At 66.9% G+C, this 17,420-nt stretch carries 18 protein-coding genes; 13 read left to right on the top strand and 5 right to left on the bottom strand.

Features of this window, described 5'->3' with window-relative positions; genetic code table 11:
- Nucleotides 1-44 precede the first annotated feature (44 nt).
- Nucleotides 45-2,837, top strand: coding sequence for a [protein-PII] uridylyltransferase family protein (locus tag HNS34_RS06615; protein WP_172319261.1), 2,793 nt, complete (start codon nucleotides 45-47; stop codon nucleotides 2,835-2,837).
- Nucleotide 2,838: 1 nt separating this feature from the next.
- The gene (locus HNS34_RS06610) at nucleotides 2,839-3,096 is read left to right on the top strand and encodes a hypothetical protein (protein WP_328700479.1); all 258 of its coding nucleotides are present in this window, start codon (nucleotides 2,839-2,841) and stop codon (nucleotides 3,094-3,096) included.
- Here the strand turns inward: HNS34_RS06610 and HNS34_RS06605 are convergent.
- Nucleotides 3,093-4,082 carry a GlxA family transcriptional regulator gene (locus tag HNS34_RS06605; protein ID WP_172319259.1) on the bottom strand — a complete coding sequence of 330 codons (990 nt, stop codon included), beginning with the start codon at nucleotides 4,080-4,082 and terminating at the stop codon, nucleotides 3,093-3,095. The genes HNS34_RS06610 and HNS34_RS06605 overlap by 4 nt on opposite strands.
- Nucleotides 4,083-4,241: 159 nt before the next feature.
- Here HNS34_RS06605 and HNS34_RS06600 point away from each other — a divergent pair, with 159 nt between their 5' ends.
- Nucleotides 4,242-5,612 carry a class II 3-deoxy-7-phosphoheptulonate synthase gene (locus HNS34_RS06600; RefSeq protein WP_172319258.1) on the top strand — a complete coding sequence of 457 codons (1,371 nt, stop codon included), beginning with the start codon at nucleotides 4,242-4,244 and terminating at the stop codon, nucleotides 5,610-5,612.
- 90 nt (nucleotides 5,613-5,702) lie between these two features.
- Here HNS34_RS06600 and HNS34_RS06595 read toward each other — a convergent pair whose 3' ends face one another.
- Nucleotides 5,703-6,356, bottom strand: coding sequence for a PAS domain-containing protein (locus HNS34_RS06595; RefSeq protein ID WP_172319257.1), 654 nt, complete (start codon nucleotides 6,354-6,356; stop codon nucleotides 5,703-5,705).
- Between the two features lie 159 nt (nucleotides 6,357-6,515).
- On the opposite strand from HNS34_RS06595, the gene HNS34_RS06590 reads away from it, so the two are divergent.
- From HNS34_RS06590 to HNS34_RS06580, 3 genes are read left to right on the top strand one after another with little or no spacing between them, the layout of a single operon-like run.
- Complete coding sequence (locus HNS34_RS06590) at nucleotides 6,516-7,391, top strand: YicC/YloC family endoribonuclease (RefSeq protein ID WP_172319256.1); 876 nt, start codon at nucleotides 6,516-6,518, stop codon at nucleotides 7,389-7,391.
- 2 nt (nucleotides 7,392-7,393) lie between these two features.
- Nucleotides 7,394-8,047, top strand: coding sequence for a guanylate kinase (gene gmk / locus HNS34_RS06585; RefSeq protein ID WP_172319255.1), 654 nt, complete (start codon nucleotides 7,394-7,396; stop codon nucleotides 8,045-8,047).
- Nucleotides 8,044-8,562, top strand: a complete 519-nt coding sequence (locus HNS34_RS06580) for a gamma carbonic anhydrase family protein (protein WP_172319254.1) — start codon at nucleotides 8,044-8,046, stop codon at nucleotides 8,560-8,562. The genes gmk and HNS34_RS06580 overlap by 4 nt, the downstream gene beginning before the upstream one ends.
- On the opposite strand, the gene HNS34_RS06575 is transcribed toward HNS34_RS06580, so the two are convergent.
- Nucleotides 8,559-9,185 carry a histidine phosphotransferase family protein gene (locus tag HNS34_RS06575; protein ID WP_172319253.1) on the bottom strand — a complete coding sequence of 209 codons (627 nt, stop codon included), beginning with the start codon at nucleotides 9,183-9,185 and terminating at the stop codon, nucleotides 8,559-8,561. The two genes, HNS34_RS06580 and HNS34_RS06575, sit on opposite strands and share 4 nt — an antisense overlap.
- An 18-nt stretch (nucleotides 9,186-9,203) precedes the next feature.
- Here HNS34_RS06575 and HNS34_RS06570 point away from each other — a divergent pair, with 18 nt between their 5' ends.
- The 3 genes from HNS34_RS06570 (at nucleotide 9,204) to HNS34_RS06560 (ending at nucleotide 11,117) form a co-directional block, all read left to right on the top strand.
- Entirely contained in the window at nucleotides 9,204-9,383 is a 180-nt protein-coding gene (locus HNS34_RS06570) for a DUF3553 domain-containing protein (RefSeq protein ID WP_172319252.1), read from the top strand.
- A 142-nt stretch (nucleotides 9,384-9,525) separates the two neighbouring features.
- Complete coding sequence (locus HNS34_RS06565; RefSeq protein WP_172319251.1) at nucleotides 9,526-10,296, top strand: L-ornithine N(alpha)-acyltransferase; 771 nt, start codon at nucleotides 9,526-9,528, stop codon at nucleotides 10,294-10,296.
- Nucleotides 10,293-11,117 carry a lyso-ornithine lipid O-acyltransferase gene (locus HNS34_RS06560; protein WP_172319250.1) on the top strand — a complete coding sequence of 275 codons (825 nt, stop codon included), beginning with the start codon at nucleotides 10,293-10,295 and terminating at the stop codon, nucleotides 11,115-11,117. The genes HNS34_RS06565 and HNS34_RS06560 overlap by 4 nt, the downstream gene beginning before the upstream one ends.
- Here the strand turns inward: HNS34_RS06560 and HNS34_RS06555 are convergent.
- Nucleotides 11,098-11,724 carry a thiamine phosphate synthase gene (locus HNS34_RS06555; RefSeq protein ID WP_172319249.1) on the bottom strand — a complete coding sequence of 209 codons (627 nt, stop codon included), beginning with the start codon at nucleotides 11,722-11,724 and terminating at the stop codon, nucleotides 11,098-11,100. The two genes, HNS34_RS06560 and HNS34_RS06555, sit on opposite strands and share 20 nt — an antisense overlap.
- Before the next feature lie 105 nt (nucleotides 11,725-11,829).
- Here HNS34_RS06555 and HNS34_RS06550 point away from each other — a divergent pair, with 105 nt between their 5' ends.
- The 4 genes from HNS34_RS06550 (at nucleotide 11,830) to HNS34_RS06535 (ending at nucleotide 16,595) form a co-directional block, all read left to right on the top strand.
- Nucleotides 11,830-12,573: an RNA methyltransferase gene (locus HNS34_RS06550; protein ID WP_172319248.1), complete on the top strand. Its 744-nt coding sequence runs from the start codon at nucleotides 11,830-11,832 to the stop codon at nucleotides 12,571-12,573.
- A 185-nt stretch (nucleotides 12,574-12,758) separates the two neighbouring features.
- Nucleotides 12,759-13,907 (top strand): heme A synthase, encoded by a 1,149-nt coding sequence (gene ctaA, locus HNS34_RS06545; protein ID WP_172319247.1) that lies wholly within the window; start codon nucleotides 12,759-12,761, stop codon nucleotides 13,905-13,907.
- On the top strand, nucleotides 13,904-15,376 hold the full coding sequence (locus HNS34_RS06540; RefSeq protein ID WP_172319246.1) for a carboxypeptidase M32: 1,473 nt from the start codon (nucleotides 13,904-13,906) through the stop codon (nucleotides 15,374-15,376). The genes ctaA and HNS34_RS06540 overlap by 4 nt, the downstream gene beginning before the upstream one ends.
- Nucleotides 15,377-15,380: 4 nt before the next feature.
- Nucleotides 15,381-16,595: an MFS transporter gene (locus HNS34_RS06535; RefSeq protein ID WP_172319245.1), complete on the top strand. Its 1,215-nt coding sequence runs from the start codon at nucleotides 15,381-15,383 to the stop codon at nucleotides 16,593-16,595.
- Here the strand turns inward: HNS34_RS06535 and HNS34_RS06530 are convergent.
- Nucleotides 16,558-17,352, bottom strand: coding sequence for an enoyl-CoA hydratase (locus HNS34_RS06530; protein WP_172319244.1), 795 nt, complete (start codon nucleotides 17,350-17,352; stop codon nucleotides 16,558-16,560). The genes HNS34_RS06535 and HNS34_RS06530 overlap by 38 nt on opposite strands.
- Between the last annotated feature and the right edge of the window lie 68 nt (nucleotides 17,353-17,420).

Raw genomic sequence — 17,420 nt, 5'->3', positions numbered from 1 at the left:
GGCAAGGCGTTGACGCGGGGGGCGGGCAACGCCATCAAGGAAGGATGAGCCTTGCATCCCGCCTCACCCGCCATCCGATCCCCTTCGACAAGGGGCTTGGCGCGGATGCGCTGACCCATCTGCCCGATCTGGCCCCGGAATTGCGCCCGCTCATTGAGGGCACCGCCGGGTGCAGCCCCTACCTGGCGCTGCTGATCGGCAAGGAGGCGGAGTGGCTGGCCGAGGCGCTGACCCGCGATCCGGGCGACGTGCAGTCCGACCTGCTGAAAGACACCGCCGCATTGGAGCGGGCCGATCTTGAGTCCGGCCTCAGGCAAGCCAAGCGCCGCGTGCATCTCTATGCAGCACTTGCCGATCTGGGCGGTGTCTGGCCGCTGGAGGAGGTCACCGGCCTGATCAGCGATTTCGCCGATGCCGCAGTCTCGGTCTGCCTGCGCCGCCTGCTGGTGCCCGAGGCAAGGCGCGGCAAGATCCCCGGGCTGAGTGAGGCGGACGCGGCGACCGGCGCGGGCATGGTCGCCATTGCCATGGGCAAGATGGGCGCGCGGGAGCTGAACTATTCCTCCGATATCGACCTCATTTGCCTCTTTGACGATGACCGCTTTGACGATGCGGACGAGATGGAGGCGCGGGCAGGCTTCATCCGCGTCACCCGCAAGATGGCGGCGACGCTCAACGACGTCACGCGCGAGGGCTACGTCTTTCGCACCGACCTGCGGCTGCGCCCCGATGCCTCTGTCACGCCGGTCTGCATCTCGATGACCGCCGCAGAACGCTATTATGAGGCCGAGGGGCGCAACTGGGAACGTGCCGCCTATATCAAGGCGCGCGCGGCGGCGGGCGACATCGCGGCGGGCGAGCGGTTCCTGGAGATCCTGACCCCCTTCGTCTGGCGCAAGCACCTGGATTTCGCTGCCATCGAAGACACCCAGAACATGCGCCGCAAGATCCGCAGCCACAAGGGGCTGCACGGGCCGATCAAGCTGGAAGGGCATGACATGAAGCTTGGCCCCGGCGGCATCCGCGAGATCGAGTTTTTCGCGCAGACCCGCCAGATCGTCTCGGGCGGGCGCGACCCCGATCTGCGGCTGCGCGGCACGGTTCCGGCGCTGGCGATGCTGGCGGAAAAGGACTGGATCAGCGATCAGACGGCAAGGGAGTTGACCGATCACTACCGCGCGCATCGCGAGATCGAGCACCGGGTGCAGATGATCCACGACACCCAGACCCATGACCTTCCGACCAATGAGGACGGGTTCCGGCGGCTGGCCAATCTCTGCGGGCAAAGCGACGTGGCGGGTTTCCGTGCGGGGTTGCAGGAACGGCTGGCCGCTGTCGACGCGCTGTGCGAGCCCTTCTTCAAGACCGAGACCACACCCGCCCATGACATGCCAGACCTCAGCGAGACCGCCGAGGATATCGTCGCGCGCTGGCCCGGCTATCCGGCGCTGCGTTCGGCGCGGGGGCAGGCGATCTTTGCGAGGTTGAAACCCGATATCCTGGCCCGGTTCCTCGACACGCCGCGCCCCGACGAGGCATTGACCAATTTCGACGGCTTCCTGCGCGGCCTGCCTGCGGGCGTGCAGCTCTTCGCCCTTTTCGAGGCCAACCCGAGCCTTGTCGATCTGCTGGTCGATATCTGCGGCACCGCGCCCGGCCTGTCGCGCCACCTGTCACGCAATTCCGGCGTGCTGGACGCGGTGATCGGCGGCGGGTTCTTCGAGGCCTGGCCGGGCGAGGAGGCGCTGGAGGCCGATCTTGAAAGCGACCTGGAGGGGCTGGATTACGAGGATGTCCTCAACGCCACGCGGCGCTGGAAGAAGGAATGGCATTTCCGCATCGGGGTGCATCACCTGCGCGGCTTGATCGACGCCGAGGAGGCAGGCGCGCAATATTCGCAACTGGCCAGCACCATCATCCGCGCGCTCTGGCCCCGCGTCGCCGAGGAGGTCGCGCGTCGGCATGGGCCGGCCCCCGGCAAGGGTGGCGCGGTGGTGGCAATGGGCAGCCTCGGCGCGGGGCAGTTGACCGCCGGATCGGATCTCGACCTGATCGTGATCTACGACGCGGACGGGGTCGAGATGTCGGAGGGCAAGCGCCCGCTGGATGCGCGCGGCTGGTACGCCAAGGCGACCAAGACGCTGATCACCGCGCTGTCGGCCCCCACCGGCGACGGTACGCTTTACGAGGTCGATATGCGGCTCCGCCCCTCGGGGCGGCAGGGGCCGGTGGCGACCTCGGTGGACAGCTACCGCAACTATCACCTGGGCGAAGCCTGGACCTGGGAACACCTGGCGCTGACCCGCGCGCGGCCCCTTGCGGGCAAGCCTGCGCTTCTGGACGCCATCGAGGCCGTGCGCGTCGAGGTTCTGACCGTCACCCGCGACCCGGCCAAGGTGGTGGCCGACGCGCAGGACATGCGCGCGCGGCTGGCCGCGGCGGGGCGTGTGGGCGAGGGACTGGATGCCAAGGAGGGGCCGGGCCGGATGAAGGATATCGAACTGGTCGCGCAGGCGGCTGCCCTCATCGCGCATTGCCCCCGCCGCGACGTCGCCGCGCAATTGCGGGCAGGCGTGTCGCTTGGCTGGCTGGAGGCGGGGCAGGCGGACGCGTTGCAGGAGGCGCATCACCTCTATGGCCGTCTCAACCAGGCCACCCGGCTTCTGACCGACAAGCGGCTGGACCTCGACGAGATCGGCCTTGGCGGGCGGCGCTTCCTCTCGCGTGAGACGGATGTCGCGGATGTGGGCGAACTTGCCGCGAAAACGGAAAGCATACGGGCACGGGCCGAGGGTATCATCGCGAAGGCCATGGCCAAGCCACCGAAGGATGCGTGACATGCGCGACGCGAGCGACCCAAAACACCTTATCCATGAGGCCTACCGGATCGACGGGATCGACGCCTCCCAGTGCCGCTCGATCTTCGTCGATTGGGCGCTCAGCCTCTCCGACCCCGATCCCGCCCCGCATCTGCGCCTGCTGCTGGCGCGACACGGGGATACGCACCCGGATCATCCGATGACAAAAGTGCTGCGCGAGGGGTTGGAGACGCCGCCCGCGAAGGGCAGGCGCGGCGGTCGTGCGGGGCGGCTCTAGCTTGTCACCCGCGCCGCCTGGGTGCCGCGTTCGCGGTAGGGGGTGGTGTCGTAATGCGCCCGGTAGCATTTCGAGAAATGCGAGGGTGATGCGAAACCGCAGGCCAGCGCCACGTTGATCACGCTCATGTCGGTCTGCAACAGCAGGTTGCGCGCCTTTTGCAGGCGCAGCTCCATGTAATAGCGTTTCGGGCTGCGGTTGAGGTAGCGGCGGAACAGGCGTTCAAGCTGCCGGGTCGACATGCCGACCTCCTGCGCCAGGATCGAGGGGCTGATCGGCTCCTCTATGTTCTGCTCCATCATCCGGATGACCTGGCTGAGCTTGGGGTGCCGCACGCCGATGCGCGTGGGGATCGACAGGCGTTGCGTGTCCTGGTCGGTGCGGATCGAGCTATAGATCATCTGGTCGGCCACCTGGCTCGCCAGTTCCTCGCCGTGATCGGTGGCGATGATCGTCAGCATCAGGTCGATGGACGCGGTGCCGCCCGCCGTGGTCATCCGGTTGCCGTCGATGACGAAGACCGATTTGGTCAGGTCGACCTCCTCGAACTCCTCGGAAAAGCTGTCCTGGTTTTCCCAGTGGATCGTGGCGCGCTTGCCATCCAGCAGCCCCGCCTTGGCCAGCGCGTGACCGGCGGTGCAAAGCGCGGCGATGCTGACCCCGCGCCGCGCCTCGCGCCTGAGCCAGTTGACCAGCCGCCGGGTGGTCGCGGCCTGCACCTCGACGCCGCTGCACAGCACGACGGTGTCCTCGCGGTTCAACTCCTCCAGGTCCATGGCCAGCCTGAACACGGCGCCCGAGCTGGATCGCGCCTCTTCGCCGCCTTCGCCCGCGAACACGATGTCATAGAGCTTCGCCTCGGCAAGCCGGTTGGCAATGCGCAGCGCATCGACCGCGCCCGCGCAGCTGAGCATGGTGAAATTGTCCATCAGGACAAACACGAATTTCTTGGGGTGCCGGGGCACACCATTGACCAGGGTTACCATGCCGCTGCAATCCTCCCAGATGGCGTCAGCGAGACGTTGCTGCAAGTAGCGAAACCACCAATTCGGCGCTGGCGCAATCCCCGCAGGCCCGATTTTCGCATTGGCCAAGGGCAAAGGGATGCGTATAAGCGGCCTCGGACTTCAATCAGGAGACGTGTGATGGCACAGGCGTGGACGAAATCAAGCTGGCGGCAGAAGCCTCGGGTTCAGATGCCCGACTATCTGGACGGCGAGGCCCTGGCCCGCGTCGAGACCCAGCTTGCCAGCTATCCGCCGCTGGTCTTCGCCGGCGAGGCGCGCCGCCTGAAACGCGAACTGGCGGCCGTGTCGCGCGGCGATGCGTTCCTGCTTCAGGGTGGTGACTGCGCCGAGAGCTTTGCCGCCTTTTCCGCCGACAGCATCCGCGACACCTACAAGGTGATGTTGCAGATGGCGATCGTGCTGACCTTCGCCGCCAAGGTGCCGGTGGTCAAGGTGGGGCGCATGGCCGGACAGTTTGCCAAGCCGCGCTCGGCACCGACCGAAGTGAAGAACGGCGTGGAACTGCCCTCCTACCGGGGCGACATCATCAACGAGCTGGATTTCACCCCCGAGGCGCGCATCCCGAGCCCCGAGAAGATGTTGCAGGCCTATACCCAGTCGGCGGCGACGCTGAACCTGATCCGCGCCTTCAGCCAGGGCGGCTTCGCCGATATCCACCGGGTACATTCCTGGACCCTCGGCTTTACCGAGGATGACGAGGCCGACCGCTACCGCGACATGGCCAACCGGATCTCGGACGCGCTGGACTTCATGACCGCCGCGGGCGTGAATGCCGATACCTCGCACACCATCGCCTCGGTCGATTTCTACACCAGCCATGAATCGCTGCTCTTGGAATACGAGGAGGCGCTCTGCCGGATCGATTCCACCTCCGGCCTTCCGGTCGCGGGCTCGGGCCACATGATCTGGATCGGCGACCGCACCCGCCAGCCCGACGGTGCGCATGTGGAATTCGCGCGCGGCGTGCAGAACCCGGTGGGCCTGAAATGCGGGCCGACCACGACGGCGGAGGACCTCAAGGTGTTGATGGAGAAGCTGAACCCGGAGAACGAGGCCGGGCGTCTGACGCTCATCGCCCGTTTCGGGGCCGGATCGGTGGGCGACCATCTGCCGCGCCTCATTGAAACCGTGCGCAGCGAAGGGGCCAATGTGGTCTGGTCCTGCGACCCGATGCACGGCAACACGATCAAGTCCGACAGCGGCTACAAGACCCGGCCTTTCGACAGCGTGCTGCGCGAGGTGCAGGAATTCTTCGCCATCCACCGCGCGGAAGGCACCGTGCCGGGCGGCGTGCATTTCGAGATGACGGGCGCGGATGTGACGGAATGCACCGGCGGCGTGCGCGCCGTCTCGGATGAGGATCTGTCGGACCGCTACCACACCGCCTGCGATCCGCGTCTCAATGCCTCGCAATCGCTGGAACTGGCCTTCCTGGTGGCCGAGGAATTGTCCAACCGCGAAACCGCGCCGTCGCGCGCGATTGGTTAATCGGCCAGCTTCGGACGCAAAAAAACACCCCCGGTTGCCGCAAGGCCGCCGGGGGTTTTTCCGTTCAATGCCGTGGTTTCGGTTAACCGGTCAACCCTTGCCACCATCAAGCAGCGTCAGCCGGGGGGCCCTGCGCGGGGCCGGTGCGTCATAAGGGGGCGTGGCCTCGTTGAAGCCGGCGGCGGGCGCGACCGGTTTGCCCGGCTGGATCGGATGCAGCGCAGGGCGGCGGATGCGGAACCGGCGCGGCGGCAGGCCGATTACGCCATCGGTGACCATGATGCCAAGCGCGCGGCTGACCCGCCCCTTGTTGTCAGTGAGCGGCATCAGCGTCATGCGCCCTTCCAGCGGCGCGCGGCCCTGCGCGTCCGAGACCAGGTCGATATCCAGCGAACAGGGCCCCTCGAACACCATTTCCACGTGCTCCATCAAGCGCTTGCGGTCGGAAAGCTCGAAGAAGGACCGCAGCGGCATCCCCCGCACATCCATCCCCATCAACTGCGTCAGGTGCTGCCCCGCGAGGCGAAACCGCACGGTTCCGGGGCGCAGGTGATCAAGGATGAAGGCATAGCTCAGCGCCTGCCTGATGTCGCGCGGATCGACATCGGCGCGGCGCGGCACGGCGGCGCCCTGGCGCAGCCCTTCCCAGTATCGGATGAAATCGCTGACGATCGGATTGATCATGGCATCCCGGCGCTGCCAGAGGGCAACGACATTGTCCTGTGTCACAGTATTTCGGCTCACCACTTCAGTGCTCCTACCAAAACCATGCCCCAGCTCAGGGTCTCGCATTGGCGTCACACGTGGCCTTGTGTTAACGCTAGGCGCGAAATCCTTACCCGTTTCTTAATAACACGTTGAAAATTGTTCGAGCAGGGGGAAATCTGCGCAGTGGTTAACTCGATGACGGGCTTCGCGGCCCAGGACGTGGCGGGCGACGGGCAGATGCGCGCCTGGGAAATTCGCAGCGTGAACGGCAAGGGGCTGGATATACGGATGCGCCTGCCGGACCGGCTGGGGCGGCTGGAAACGGCGTTGCGGGACCGGCTGAAGACGCGGCTGGCACGTGGCAATGTGACTGTCAACCTGCGCATCACCCGCGACAGCGCGACCGGCGCGGTGTCGGTGGATGAGACCGCCCTGATGGGCGCTCTCTCCGCCATCGCCCATGTCGAACGCGCCGCGATGGCCGAGGGGTTGCACCTGACCAGCGCGCGGCCCACCGACATCCTGACCATGCAGGGCGTGATGACCAGCGACGCCGCCGAGATGGGGCTGCCCGAGGATGAGGTGCTGCTGGCCGAGTTCGACAGCCTCACCGAGGCGTTCGTCGCCGCCCGTGCCGCCGAGGGCGCGGCGCTGCACGACAGTCTGAAAGGTCAGATCGCGCAGATGCGCCCACTGGTCGATCAGTCGCAGGCGCTGGCGAAGGCGCGCAGCGAGACCGCCGCCGAGCGGCTGCGCGACAACGTGGCCAAGCTGCTCGGGGCCACGGACGCCGCCGACCCCGACCGCATCGCGCAGGAACTGGCGCTGCTGGCGGTGAAATCCGACGTGACGGAAGAGATTGACCGCCTGCAAGCCCATATCGACGCGGCCGAGACGCTGCTGGCCACGGATGGCCCCATCGGGCGGCGCTTCGACTTCCTGATGCAGGAGTTCAACCGCGAGGCCAACACGCTCTGCTCCAAATCCGGCGACGGCGCGCTGACCCAGGCGGGGCTTGACCTCAAGGTGTTGATTGATCAGATGCGCGAGCAGGTGCAGAACGTGGAGTGAGCATGGAACTGACCAACCCCCGCCGCGGCCTTCTGGTCATTCTTTCGTCGCCCTCGGGGGCTGGCAAATCGACGCTGGCGCGGCGCTTGATGGACTGGGACGCGACGCTCAGTTTCTCGGTGTCCGCCACCACGCGGCCCCCGCGCCCCGGCGAGGAGCATGGCCGCGAATACTATTTCCACGACAAGACCGCGTTTCAGGCCATGGTCGCCGATGGGGCCATGCTGGAACACGCCCATGTCTTCGGCAATTTCTACGGCTCGCCCATGGCCCCGGTCGAAAAAGCCATCGAGGCGGGGCGCGACGTGCTGTTCGATATCGACTGGCAGGGCGCGCAGCAGATCCGCAACTCGGTCCTGGGGCTGCACACTCTGTCGATCTTCATCCTGCCGCCCTCGATCACCGAACTGCGCCGCAGGCTGGAGGCGCGGGGCCAGGATGACGAGGAGACCATCGCCAAGCGGATGCAGAAATCCTGGGATGAAATCAGCCATTGGGACGGCTACGATTATGTCCTGGTCAATGACGATCTGGATGCGACCGAGGCGCAGCTCAAGACGATCCTGACCGCCGAGCGCCTGCGCCGCGCGCAGCAGCCGGGGCTCAAGGATCACGTGCGCCGGTTGCACCAGGAATTCATCGAGGGACAGATATGATTTACGAGTTGGACGGCATCGCGCCCGCAATCGACGAGGATACCTGGGTCGCGCCCGATGCCAATGTCATCGGCAAGGTGGTGCTGGAGGCGGGCGCGGCGGTCTGGTTCGGGGCCACGCTGCGCGGCGATATCGAGGAGATTCGCGTGGGCGCGGGCACCAATATCCAGGAAAATTCGGTCCTGCATACCGATCTGGGCTATCCCATGACCATCGGCAGGGACTGCACCATCGGGCACAAGGCGATGCTGCATGGCTGCACCATCGGCGATGGCAGCCTGATCGGTATGGGGGCCACGGTGCTGAACGGCGCGAAGATCGGCAAGGGCTGCCTGATCGGCGCCTGCGCGCTGGTGACGGAGGGCAAGGAGATCCCCGATCACTCGCTGGTCATGGGCTCGCCCGGCAAGGTGGTGCGCAGGCTGGATGAGGCGGCGCTGGAGGCGCTGCGCGACTCGGCGCGGCGTTACCAGGATAACATGCGCCGGTTCCGCGACGGGTTGCGCGCGCTTTAAGGCAGGTCGATCCGCATGGAGAGGCCAAGCGCGTCGATGTCGATCCGCGTTTCAAGTGCCGCGTCACGGGCCTCGACCTCCTGTGTCAGCAGCGCGAATTGCACCTTGGCGGGCGGAGGGGCGGCGACAATCCCCGGTGTCGCCAGCGCCTGCCAGCACGGATCGTCAACCGACAGCTTGCGGCCCGTTCCGTCCAGCTTCCAGGCCGCGCCGTCCTGCCGGATCGTCAGCGTACCGCCGAGCGGAAAGGCGGTTTCCGCGACGTTCAGCATCAGGAAGGCCAGCTTGGCATCGCGGCGCGGCAGGTCGCCCGTGACCTGCCAGTCAACCTCCAACCGACCGGCCCCGTATATGCCGCCGAGCACCTCGCGCAACTCGCGCGCCGACAGGGTTTCGCCGGGGCGCGCGGCCCCGAAGGCGATGCGGAAAAACCTGATCCGCGCCAATGCGTCCTTGACCGCGTCGCCAATCAGTTCAAGTTCGGGTGAGGGGGCGGTGCCGGAGAGCGCCAGCAACTCCAGCCCGTTCGATATGGCGCTGATCGGGTTCACCAGGTCGTGGCAAAGCCGCGAGCCGACAAGCTGCGAAAGGTCACTGGGCGGGAAGTCCCGTCGGTCATCCATCACAAGGGGGTCTCCACTATGTCCAAGGGGCTGAACGCGATGTTGTCACCGGGGATGTTGGTGCGCCACCCCGACCAGCCCGATTGGGGTCTGGGGCAGGTGCAGTCCAATATCGGCGGCCGCATCACGGTGAATTTCGAACACGCCGGAAAGGTGGTGATCAACGGGGATGAGGTGGGTCTGATCATCGAGTCCTGACCTTTGCTCCGGGTGTCTCTGGCAGACTCGACGCTACCGCCCAGAGGGTTAACAGAAGGCTAACGCAAAGGGCCCTCCCGTTGCAAACAGGCGGGCAATCGCTTACCTGCGGGGCCGGGTCAGGAAAAGGCAGGGATGGCAGATGATCCTCGATGATGCCCGGTTCGAGATGCGGCTGGCCCGCGACGCGGCCGATCTGCGGCTGGCGCAGGCCCTGCGCTACGAGGTGTTCGTGGCCGAACTGGGCGCGGACGGGCCGCTGGTCGATCACACCGCGCGGCGGGAGGCCGACCGGTTCGACCCGTTCTTCGATCACCTGATGCTGTTCGACCGGACCCGCACGGGCAATCCTTGCGTCGGTGTCACCCGGATGATGCGCGAGGACCGGGCGCGGGAAGCGGGGCAATTCTATTGCGACGATGAATATGATCTGGGCGTGCTCCGCGCCTCGGGGCGCAGGCTGCTGGAGCTTGGCCGATCCTGCCTGCACCCTGACTATCGCGGCGGCACGGCGATGGCGCAGATGTGGTCGGGGCTGGCCGCTTACGTCGAGGCGCATGGGGTTGAAGTGATCTTCGGCGTCGCCTCGTTCCACGGCACCGACGTCACCCCGCTGGCCGCGCCGCTCTCGTTCCTGCATCACCGCCACCTCGCCCCGCCCGCTTTGCGCGTCACCGCCCGTGAACCGGGGTGGCAGGGGATGGACCTGATCCCGCAGGCCGACCTGGACCGCGCCGCCGCCAGCCGGAAGATCCCTGCGCTGATCAAGGGCTACCTGCGCATGGGCGGGTTCGTGGGCGCGGGGGCGTTCATCGACCATGCCTTCAACACGACCGACATCTGCCTGGTGGTCGATGTCGCCCGCATCCCGGCCCGCCATCGCGGGTTTTATGCGCAAGGCTTGCGCGGATGAGCACCTGGGATGACGGGACTCGACCCGAGGCGCAACCCATCGGGCCGCTTGGATGGGCGCGTGTTGTCTTGCGCGGCGGGGCGACCTCCGTGCTGCTGGCGATTGGCCTGGCCGTTCTTCTGCTCCTGCGGCTCGTGGAGCTTGTGACACTGCGCGGGCGACGTATCGCCACGCCATTTGTGATCCAAAGCGTATGTATATCAACGCTCTGGATCATGCAGCTAAAGCGATACATGAAGGGTATTCCTTTGCGCGGCAAAGGCGCGATGGTGGCCAATCACGCCTCCTGGCTGGATATCTTCGTCCTGAACGCCGGCGCGCGGGTCGTGTTCGTCTCCAAGGCCGAGGTTTCAGGTTGGCCGGTCATCGGCTGGCTCGCCCGCGCCACCGGCACCGTCTTCATCCGCCGCGACCGGCGCGAGGCCGGGACGCAGCAGGCGATCTTGCGGGAGCGCCTTCTGCGGGGCGACCGGCTGCTCCTTTTCCCCGAGGGCACCAGCACCGATGGCCAGCGCGTCCTGCCCTTCAAGCCGACCTTGTTCGCGGCCTTCCGCGCCGAGGACGTGCGGGAGAGGATCATGGTGCAGCCGGTCTCGATCCGCTACGAGGCGCCCGAGGCGGCGGATCCGCGCTTCTACGGCTGGTGGGGCGGCATGGAATTCGGCCCGAGTCTGCTTCAGGTGCTGGCAGCAAGGCGTCAGGGCCAGGTGCATGTGACCTATCACGCAGCCCTTGCGCCCGCTGATATGCCGGACAGAAAGGCGCTGGCGGCGGCATCCGAACGGGCGGTGCGCGAGGGCTTCAGCGCAGCGGGGCGGTAAGCGCGGTCAGTGCTGCGGCGGGATCGTCCTGGCCCCAGATCTCGGCCCCGATGGCGAAGAAATCGGTGACGGGGGCGAATGCGGCCACAAGATCGGCGGTCAGCGCGCCTTCGGCCACCACGGGCAGCTCGATCATCTGCGACCACCAGGCAAAGAGGTCATGCTCGGCGCGTGTCCCGTCGCCAAGCGGGCTGTCTCCGACGGGGCCAAAGGCGATGTAATCGGCCCCATTTTCGCCCGCGCTCATCCCCTCGTGGCTGGAGGTGCCGCAATAGGCCCCGATGATGGCATCGGCCCCCAGAGCCTTGCGCGTCTTGCGCACGGAGCGGGCAGCATCGGTCAGGTGGACGCCGTCGAGGCCCAGTTTCTCGACCAGACCGATATGACGCTCGATCACCAGCGGCACGTCGCGCTCATGCGCAATGAGGCGCAGGGCATCGGCGGCACGGGCGACTTCATCGGCGTCAGTGGAGGCATGGGCGAGGCGCAGGCAGGCGATGTCATGGGCGTCCAGCACGCGGGCAAGCGTGGCGCCAAAGCTTTCGGGGTCGAAGGCGGGCGGGCTGACCAGGTAGATCCGGGGCGCATCGCGTGTGTCGTCACTCATCTCTCTCTCGTCCTTGGCCAGTGTCACCGCGCCTGATACCGCCCTCGCGCCGCCAGAACAATGGGCAGCTTGCGCGGGGCCGCCCGCGGGGCTACGAGACGCGCCATGACACATGACACACCCGAGCCCGCATTTGTCCTCGTGCGCCCGCAGATGGGCGAGAATATCGGCGCCTCGGCCCGCGCGATGTTCAATTTCGGCCTCTCGCATATGCGGGTGGTGGCCCCCCGCGACGGCTGGCCCAATGAACGCGCGGTGGCGCTGGCCAGCGGTGCGGGCCGGGTGCTGGACCGGGCGGGCGTGGTGGGCACGGTGGCCGAGGCGATCCGCGATTGCACTTACGTCTTTGCAACGACGGGGCGGGGCCGGGGCCTGACCAAACCCATCGTCAGCCCGGAACGCGCGATGGCGCAGGCCCGCGCGATCCATGCCGAAGGCGGCAAGGTGGCGGTGCTGTTCGGGCCGGAGCGCGCGGGGTTGGAGAACGAGGACGTGGCGCTGGCCAATGCGATCATCTCGGTTCCCGTGAACCCGGATTTTCCGTCGATCAACCTGGCGCAATGCGTGCTGCTGACAGCCTATGAATGGCGGCGCGCGGGCGTGGAGGTGCCCCCGGAGGTGATGGAACTGGCCCGCACCGATTTCGCATCCGGGCTGGAGGTCGAGAAGCTCGGCGATCATTTCGAGGAGCGGCTGGAGGCGGCCGGGTTCTTCTTTCCCGAGACCAAGGCAGGCCATATGCGCGTGAGCCTGCGCAACATGTGGGCGCGGCTGGCGCTGACGCGCGCCGATGTGCAAACGCTGCACGGGGTGCTGCGCCAGATGGTACGCTGGAAGGAGCGGGGGTGAGGCGCCTCCTCGGGCCTTGCGGCCCTCCTCGGCCGGATCGTCCGCTGCGGGTGATCGGCGGCGTCGGGACCGGGACCGACCGGCGGATTTTGAGTATTTTGGCCAAGAAGATGAAGCAAGGGCGCGCTTGAAGCGGACTGCCTTGGGGGCTAGGTCTGACGGCGGATTATATCGTGAGGGATGTGATGGCTGGGAAGCGCAGCATTTTCGAAGAGGTCGAGAGCACAGAGAAGCGGGCGGCAACGCCCGGCGCGATGAGCGCGGGACGCGCGGGGCGGGGCCGGGCTTTCGCGCGCGGCTGGCTGATGGTGCTCTTCGCGCTCGTCGTGGGGATGATCGTCGTGGGCGGTTTGACGCGGCTGACCGATAGCGGTCTGTCGATCACCGAATGGGCCCCCTTCAGCGGCGCCTTGCCGCCGTTGAGCGCGGCCGATTGGCAGGCGGAGTTCGCCGCCTACCAGGAGACGCCCGAATTTCAGCTGCAAAACAGCGCCATGACGCTTGAGGCGTTCAAGACCATCTTCTGGTGGGAATGGGGTCATCGGCAATTGGGCCGGGTCGTCGGGCTGGTCTGGTTTGCGGGGTTCGCCTTCATGGCGCTGACCGCGCGCATGCCGCGCGGCTGGTCGGGGCGGTTCCTCTTTATCGGGGCGCTTGGCGGATTGCAGGGCGCGATCGGCTGGTGGATGGTGTATTCGGGCCTGCAAGAGGGCATGGTCGATGTCGCCTCCTACCGTCTGGCGGTGCATCTGGGGCTGGCCTTCCTGATCCTGGCCTTCATCGCCTGGTATGCCTTCCGCCTTGGCCGCGAGGAGGCCGAGTTGATGGGCGCGCGGCGTGATCGTGATACGAGGCTGCAGGGCTGGTGCGACGATCTGCTGATCCTGGCCTTCCTGCAGATCATCCTTGGCGCGCTGGTCGCGGGCATCGACGCAGGTCGCCTGTTCCCCGATTGGCCGCTGATGGCCGGTGAGTTCTTCCCGCCCTATATGTGGTCCCTCTATGAGCCCGCCTGGCGCAACCTGTTCGAGAATGCGGGCACGGTGCAATTCTTCCACCGTCTTCTGGGCTATGGCCTGGCGCTGGTCGCCCTTGGCGCGATGATCGCGGCGCGGCGCTCGGGCAGGATCGCCTCGCGCGGGGCGCTTCAGGTGGCGGGCGTGATGGTGCTGCTGCAGGCCGTTCTGGGGATTGTCACGGTGATCTATTCCTCGCCGCTGGAACTGGCGATCGTGCACCAGCTTGGCGCGGTGTTGACGGTCGTGCTGATCCTGCGGGCGCGGTTCCTGGCCATTCATCCGTTGGCGCAATCGGTCCGGGGGCGCGCGACATGAGCGCCTATGACGATCTGATCGCGTTCGATCGCGAAACCCAGGCGCTGGCGCAGGTGATGGGCCGGCTCGGGTGGGACCAGGAAACCGTGATGCCGCGCGGGGCGGCCGATCAGCGTTCCGACGAGATGGCGGCGATGGAGGCCGTGCTGCACGCGCGCCGGACCGATCCGCGCGTGGGCGAGTGGCTGGCGAAGGCCGAGGCGGCGGACGATGTCGAGCGCGCCACGCTGCGCCTGATCGAGCGGGTCTACAGGCGCACGACCAAGGTGCCCGAAAAGCTCGCCAGCCAGATCGCGCGGGTCACGTCGCGGGCGCAGGGCATCTGGGCCGAGGCGCGCGCCGCTGAGTCGGTCTCCGATTTCCTGCCGACACTGGCCGAGGTGCTGCGGCTGAAACGCGAGGAGGCGGCGGCGATTGCCGAAGGGGGCGATGCCTATGACGCGCTGTTGCAGGATTACGAGCCGGGGATCACGGGCGCGGAGATCGCCGCGCTTTTTGGCCGGATGCGGCCCCGGCTGGTCGATCTGCGCGCGCGCATCATGGAAAGCGGCGTGACCCCGGCGCCGTTGCAAGGGCGCTTTGACGACAAGGCACAGATGGCGCTGGCCCATGATCTGGCGATGCGGTTTGGTTATGATTTCCGCCATGGCCGCATCGACAAGGCGGTGCATCCGTTCAGCTCCGGCTCGGGCCGCGATGTGCGCATCACCACGCGGGTGGTGGAAACCGATCCGTTCAATTGCCTCTATTCGACCATCCACGAGGTTGGCCACGCCTGCTATGAGTTGGGTATCGACCCGGCCTATCACCTGAGTGCGCTCGGGCAGGGGGTCTCGATGGGGGTGCATGAGAGCCAGAGCCGCTCCTATGAGAACCAGATGGGCCGCAGCCGCGCCTTTACCGGCTGGCTTTACGGCGCGATGACGGACCAGTTCGGCGATCTGGGGCTGGACGGGCCGGAGGCATTTCACGCCACCGTCAACCGGGTGCAATCGGGCTATATCCGCACCGAGGCCGACGAGGTGCATTACAACCTTCATGTGCTGCTGCGCTTCGACCTGGAGCGCGCGCTGATCTCGGGTGACCTGGCGGTGGCGGATCTGGAGGCGGCCTGGAATGATCGGTTCAAGGCCGATTTCGGGGTCGCCGTTGATAAACCTTCCAACGGCATGCTTCAGGATGTGCATTGGTCGGTCGGCCTTTTCGGCTATTTCCCGACCTACACGCTAGGCAATGCCTATGCCGGGTGCCTGTTCCAGACCCTGCGCGGGGATGTGCCGGAGCTTGACGTGGCCCTGGCCATGGGCGACCCGTCGCCTGCCACGTCCTGGATGGCGGCCAACCTGCAAACCCATGGCGGGCTCTACGAGCCGCGCGATGTGGTCGAGCGCGCCGCGCGGATGAAGGTCAGCGAAGGCCCGTTGCTGGATTATCTCGACGCCAAGTTCGGCGCGATCTACGGGGTCTGACCCTATGTCCGCGCGGGCCAGGGATGTCGCGCGCGGGCCTGCCATCTGGATGCTGGCGCTGGCGGAGACGCTGGCCTATGCCTGTTTCTACTACATCTTCGCGGCCCTGATCGTGGCCTGGCAGGCCGATCTTGGATGGGCGCGCACGGTGCTGGCGGCGGGGCCGACCCTCTCGATCATCCTCGCGGCGGCGCTGGCCCCGGTCATGGGGCGCCTGGTCGATGCGGGACGGGGCCCCGAGGTGATGGCGGGCGGGGCCTTGATCGGGGCGGGGGCGCTGGTGCTGCTGGCCGTCTCGGAGACCCCGCGCAGCTACCTGATCGCCTGGGGGGTGATCGGGCTGGCGCAAGCGGCCTGCCTTTACGAGGTCTGTTTCGCCTTCCTCATTCGCCGTTTGGGCGACCATGCCCGCCCCGCGATCACGCGGGTGACGCTGGTCGCGGGGTTCGCGGGCACCATCGCCTTTCCGGCGGGTGCCGCGATGTCGGAAGGCATCGGCTGGCGCGGCGCGGTCATGGTCGCGGCGGGGGTGGCGGCCTTGATCCTTCTGCCGCTCTATGTCGCGGCGGGGCGGGTGATCCGATCCGCCGGGCTGCCGGTCATCACCACGGCCGAGGCCGACCGTGGCGCGCTGGCCCGCGCGCTGACCCGGCCACAGTTCTACCTGCTGGCGGTGATCTTCGCCGCCGTCAGCCTCAATCACTGGATGGTGGTCAATTTCGCGGTGCCGATCTTCCTGGACCGGGGCGCGGGGCAGGGGGTTGCGGTTCTGGCGGCCTCCACCGTGGGGCCCGCGCAGGTGGCCGGGCGGCTCATCCTCTTTCGCTTCGAGGCGCGTCTTGGCACGGGCCGGACGACGCTGATCTGCCTTGCGGGGATGATCATCGGCACCGGCGCGCTGTGGCTGGCGGGGCTGGCGCCCTGGCTGATCTTCGTCTTCACCGCCGTGCAGGGCGGGGCGATCGGCGTGATGACGATCCTGCGCCCGGTGCTGATCGCCACCGTGATGGGGCCGGGGGGATACGGCGCGATTGCGGGCGCGATCCAGATGCCCGCGCTGCTGGCGGGTGCTGCCGCCCCGCTGGTCGGTGCGGTGATGCTGGCCGGGCCGGGGGTGCCGGGGCTGCTGGTGTTGTCTTTGGTGCTGGTGGCGGTATCGGGCTTTCTGGCGCGGGTTGTGCTCAGTCTTGCGGCCAGTTCGGGGGGCGCTTCTCGATGAAGGCGGTGATGCCCTCGGCGGTGTCATCCTCCAGCATGTTCTCGACCATCACCGCGCCGGTATAGTGATAGGCCTGGTCCTGGGTCATCTGCATCTGGTCATAGAAGGCGCGCTTGCCGATGCGCACGGCCGATCCCAGTTTGCCCGCGATGGTCTCGGCCAGGTCCAGCGTTTCGGCCTCCAGCGCCTCTCCGGCGACGGCCTTGTTGATCAGGCCAAGCTCGACCGCGCGGGTGGCGTAGAAGAACCGGCCCGTGGTCAGCATCTCGAAGGCTTGCTTGCGCGGGATGTTGCGCGACAGCGCCACCATGGGGGTCGAGCAGAAGAGCCCGATATTGACGCCATTGACGCCGAACCGCGTGTCATCGGCGGCGACGGCCAGATCGCAGGAGGCGACAAGCTGACATCCCGCCGCCGTGGCGATCCCGTGGACCTGCGCGATGACGGGCTGCGGCAGGCGGCGGATCGTCTGCATCACCTCGGAGCAGCGCGTGAAGAGGTTGGCGAGGCTTGCCGCGCCGCCATCCTCGGCCTGACGTTTCTGCATCATTTCCTTGAGGTCATGGCCCGCGCAGAACGCCTTGCCATTGCCGCGCAGGATCACCACGCGCTGTCCGGCATCGAGCATCAGTTTGCCAAACTCTTCGGATAGCCGCGCCAGCATCGCGTCCGACAGCGCATTCAGGCTGCCCGGTGCGTTCAGCGTCAGCCGCGTGATCGCGCCCATGTCCTCGCGGATCAGAATATCCTCGGCCATATCTTGTGCCTTCCTCTTGTCATCAGCGCGGTTTCGGGCAAACCCTATGGCCAAAGAAGGGGGCAGGG

The sequence above is a fragment of the Alterinioella nitratireducens genome, from assembly GCF_013155465.1.
In the GTDB taxonomy this organism is placed as follows: Bacteria; Pseudomonadota; Alphaproteobacteria; order Rhodobacterales; family Rhodobacteraceae; genus Alterinioella; species Alterinioella nitratireducens.
Note: the sequence above shows the minus strand (reverse complement) of the source record. Positions and strands in the feature narration are given on the sequence as shown.

Coding starts and splice junctions, on each gene's coding strand:
- HNS34_RS06615 (WP_172319261.1), top strand. CDS start 45: ATGAGCCTTGCATCCCGCCTCACCCGCCATCCGATCCCCTTCGACAAG.
- HNS34_RS06610 (WP_328700479.1), top strand. CDS start 2,839: ATGCGCGACGCGAGCGACCCAAAACACCTTATCCATGAGGCCTACCGG.
- HNS34_RS06605 (WP_172319259.1), bottom strand. CDS start 4,082: ATGGTAACCCTGGTCAATGGTGTGCCCCGGCACCCCAAGAAATTCGTG.
- HNS34_RS06600 (WP_172319258.1), top strand. CDS start 4,242: ATGGCACAGGCGTGGACGAAATCAAGCTGGCGGCAGAAGCCTCGGGTT.
- HNS34_RS06590 (WP_172319256.1), top strand. CDS start 6,516: ATGACGGGCTTCGCGGCCCAGGACGTGGCGGGCGACGGGCAGATGCGC.
- gmk (WP_172319255.1), top strand. CDS start 7,394: ATGGAACTGACCAACCCCCGCCGCGGCCTTCTGGTCATTCTTTCGTCG.
- HNS34_RS06580 (WP_172319254.1), top strand. CDS start 8,044: ATGATTTACGAGTTGGACGGCATCGCGCCCGCAATCGACGAGGATACC.
- HNS34_RS06575 (WP_172319253.1), bottom strand. CDS start 9,185: ATGGATGACCGACGGGACTTCCCGCCCAGTGACCTTTCGCAGCTTGTC.
- HNS34_RS06570 (WP_172319252.1), top strand. CDS start 9,204: ATGTCCAAGGGGCTGAACGCGATGTTGTCACCGGGGATGTTGGTGCGC.
- HNS34_RS06565 (WP_172319251.1), top strand. CDS start 9,526: ATGATCCTCGATGATGCCCGGTTCGAGATGCGGCTGGCCCGCGACGCG.
- HNS34_RS06560 (WP_172319250.1), top strand. CDS start 10,293: ATGAGCACCTGGGATGACGGGACTCGACCCGAGGCGCAACCCATCGGG.
- HNS34_RS06555 (WP_172319249.1), bottom strand. CDS start 11,724: ATGAGTGACGACACACGCGATGCGCCCCGGATCTACCTGGTCAGCCCG.
- HNS34_RS06550 (WP_172319248.1), top strand. CDS start 11,830: ATGACACATGACACACCCGAGCCCGCATTTGTCCTCGTGCGCCCGCAG.
- ctaA (WP_172319247.1), top strand. CDS start 12,759: ATGGCTGGGAAGCGCAGCATTTTCGAAGAGGTCGAGAGCACAGAGAAG.
- HNS34_RS06540 (WP_172319246.1), top strand. CDS start 13,904: ATGAGCGCCTATGACGATCTGATCGCGTTCGATCGCGAAACCCAGGCG.
- HNS34_RS06535 (WP_172319245.1), top strand. CDS start 15,381: ATGTCCGCGCGGGCCAGGGATGTCGCGCGCGGGCCTGCCATCTGGATG.
- HNS34_RS06530 (WP_172319244.1), bottom strand. CDS start 17,352: ATGGCCGAGGATATTCTGATCCGCGAGGACATGGGCGCGATCACGCGG.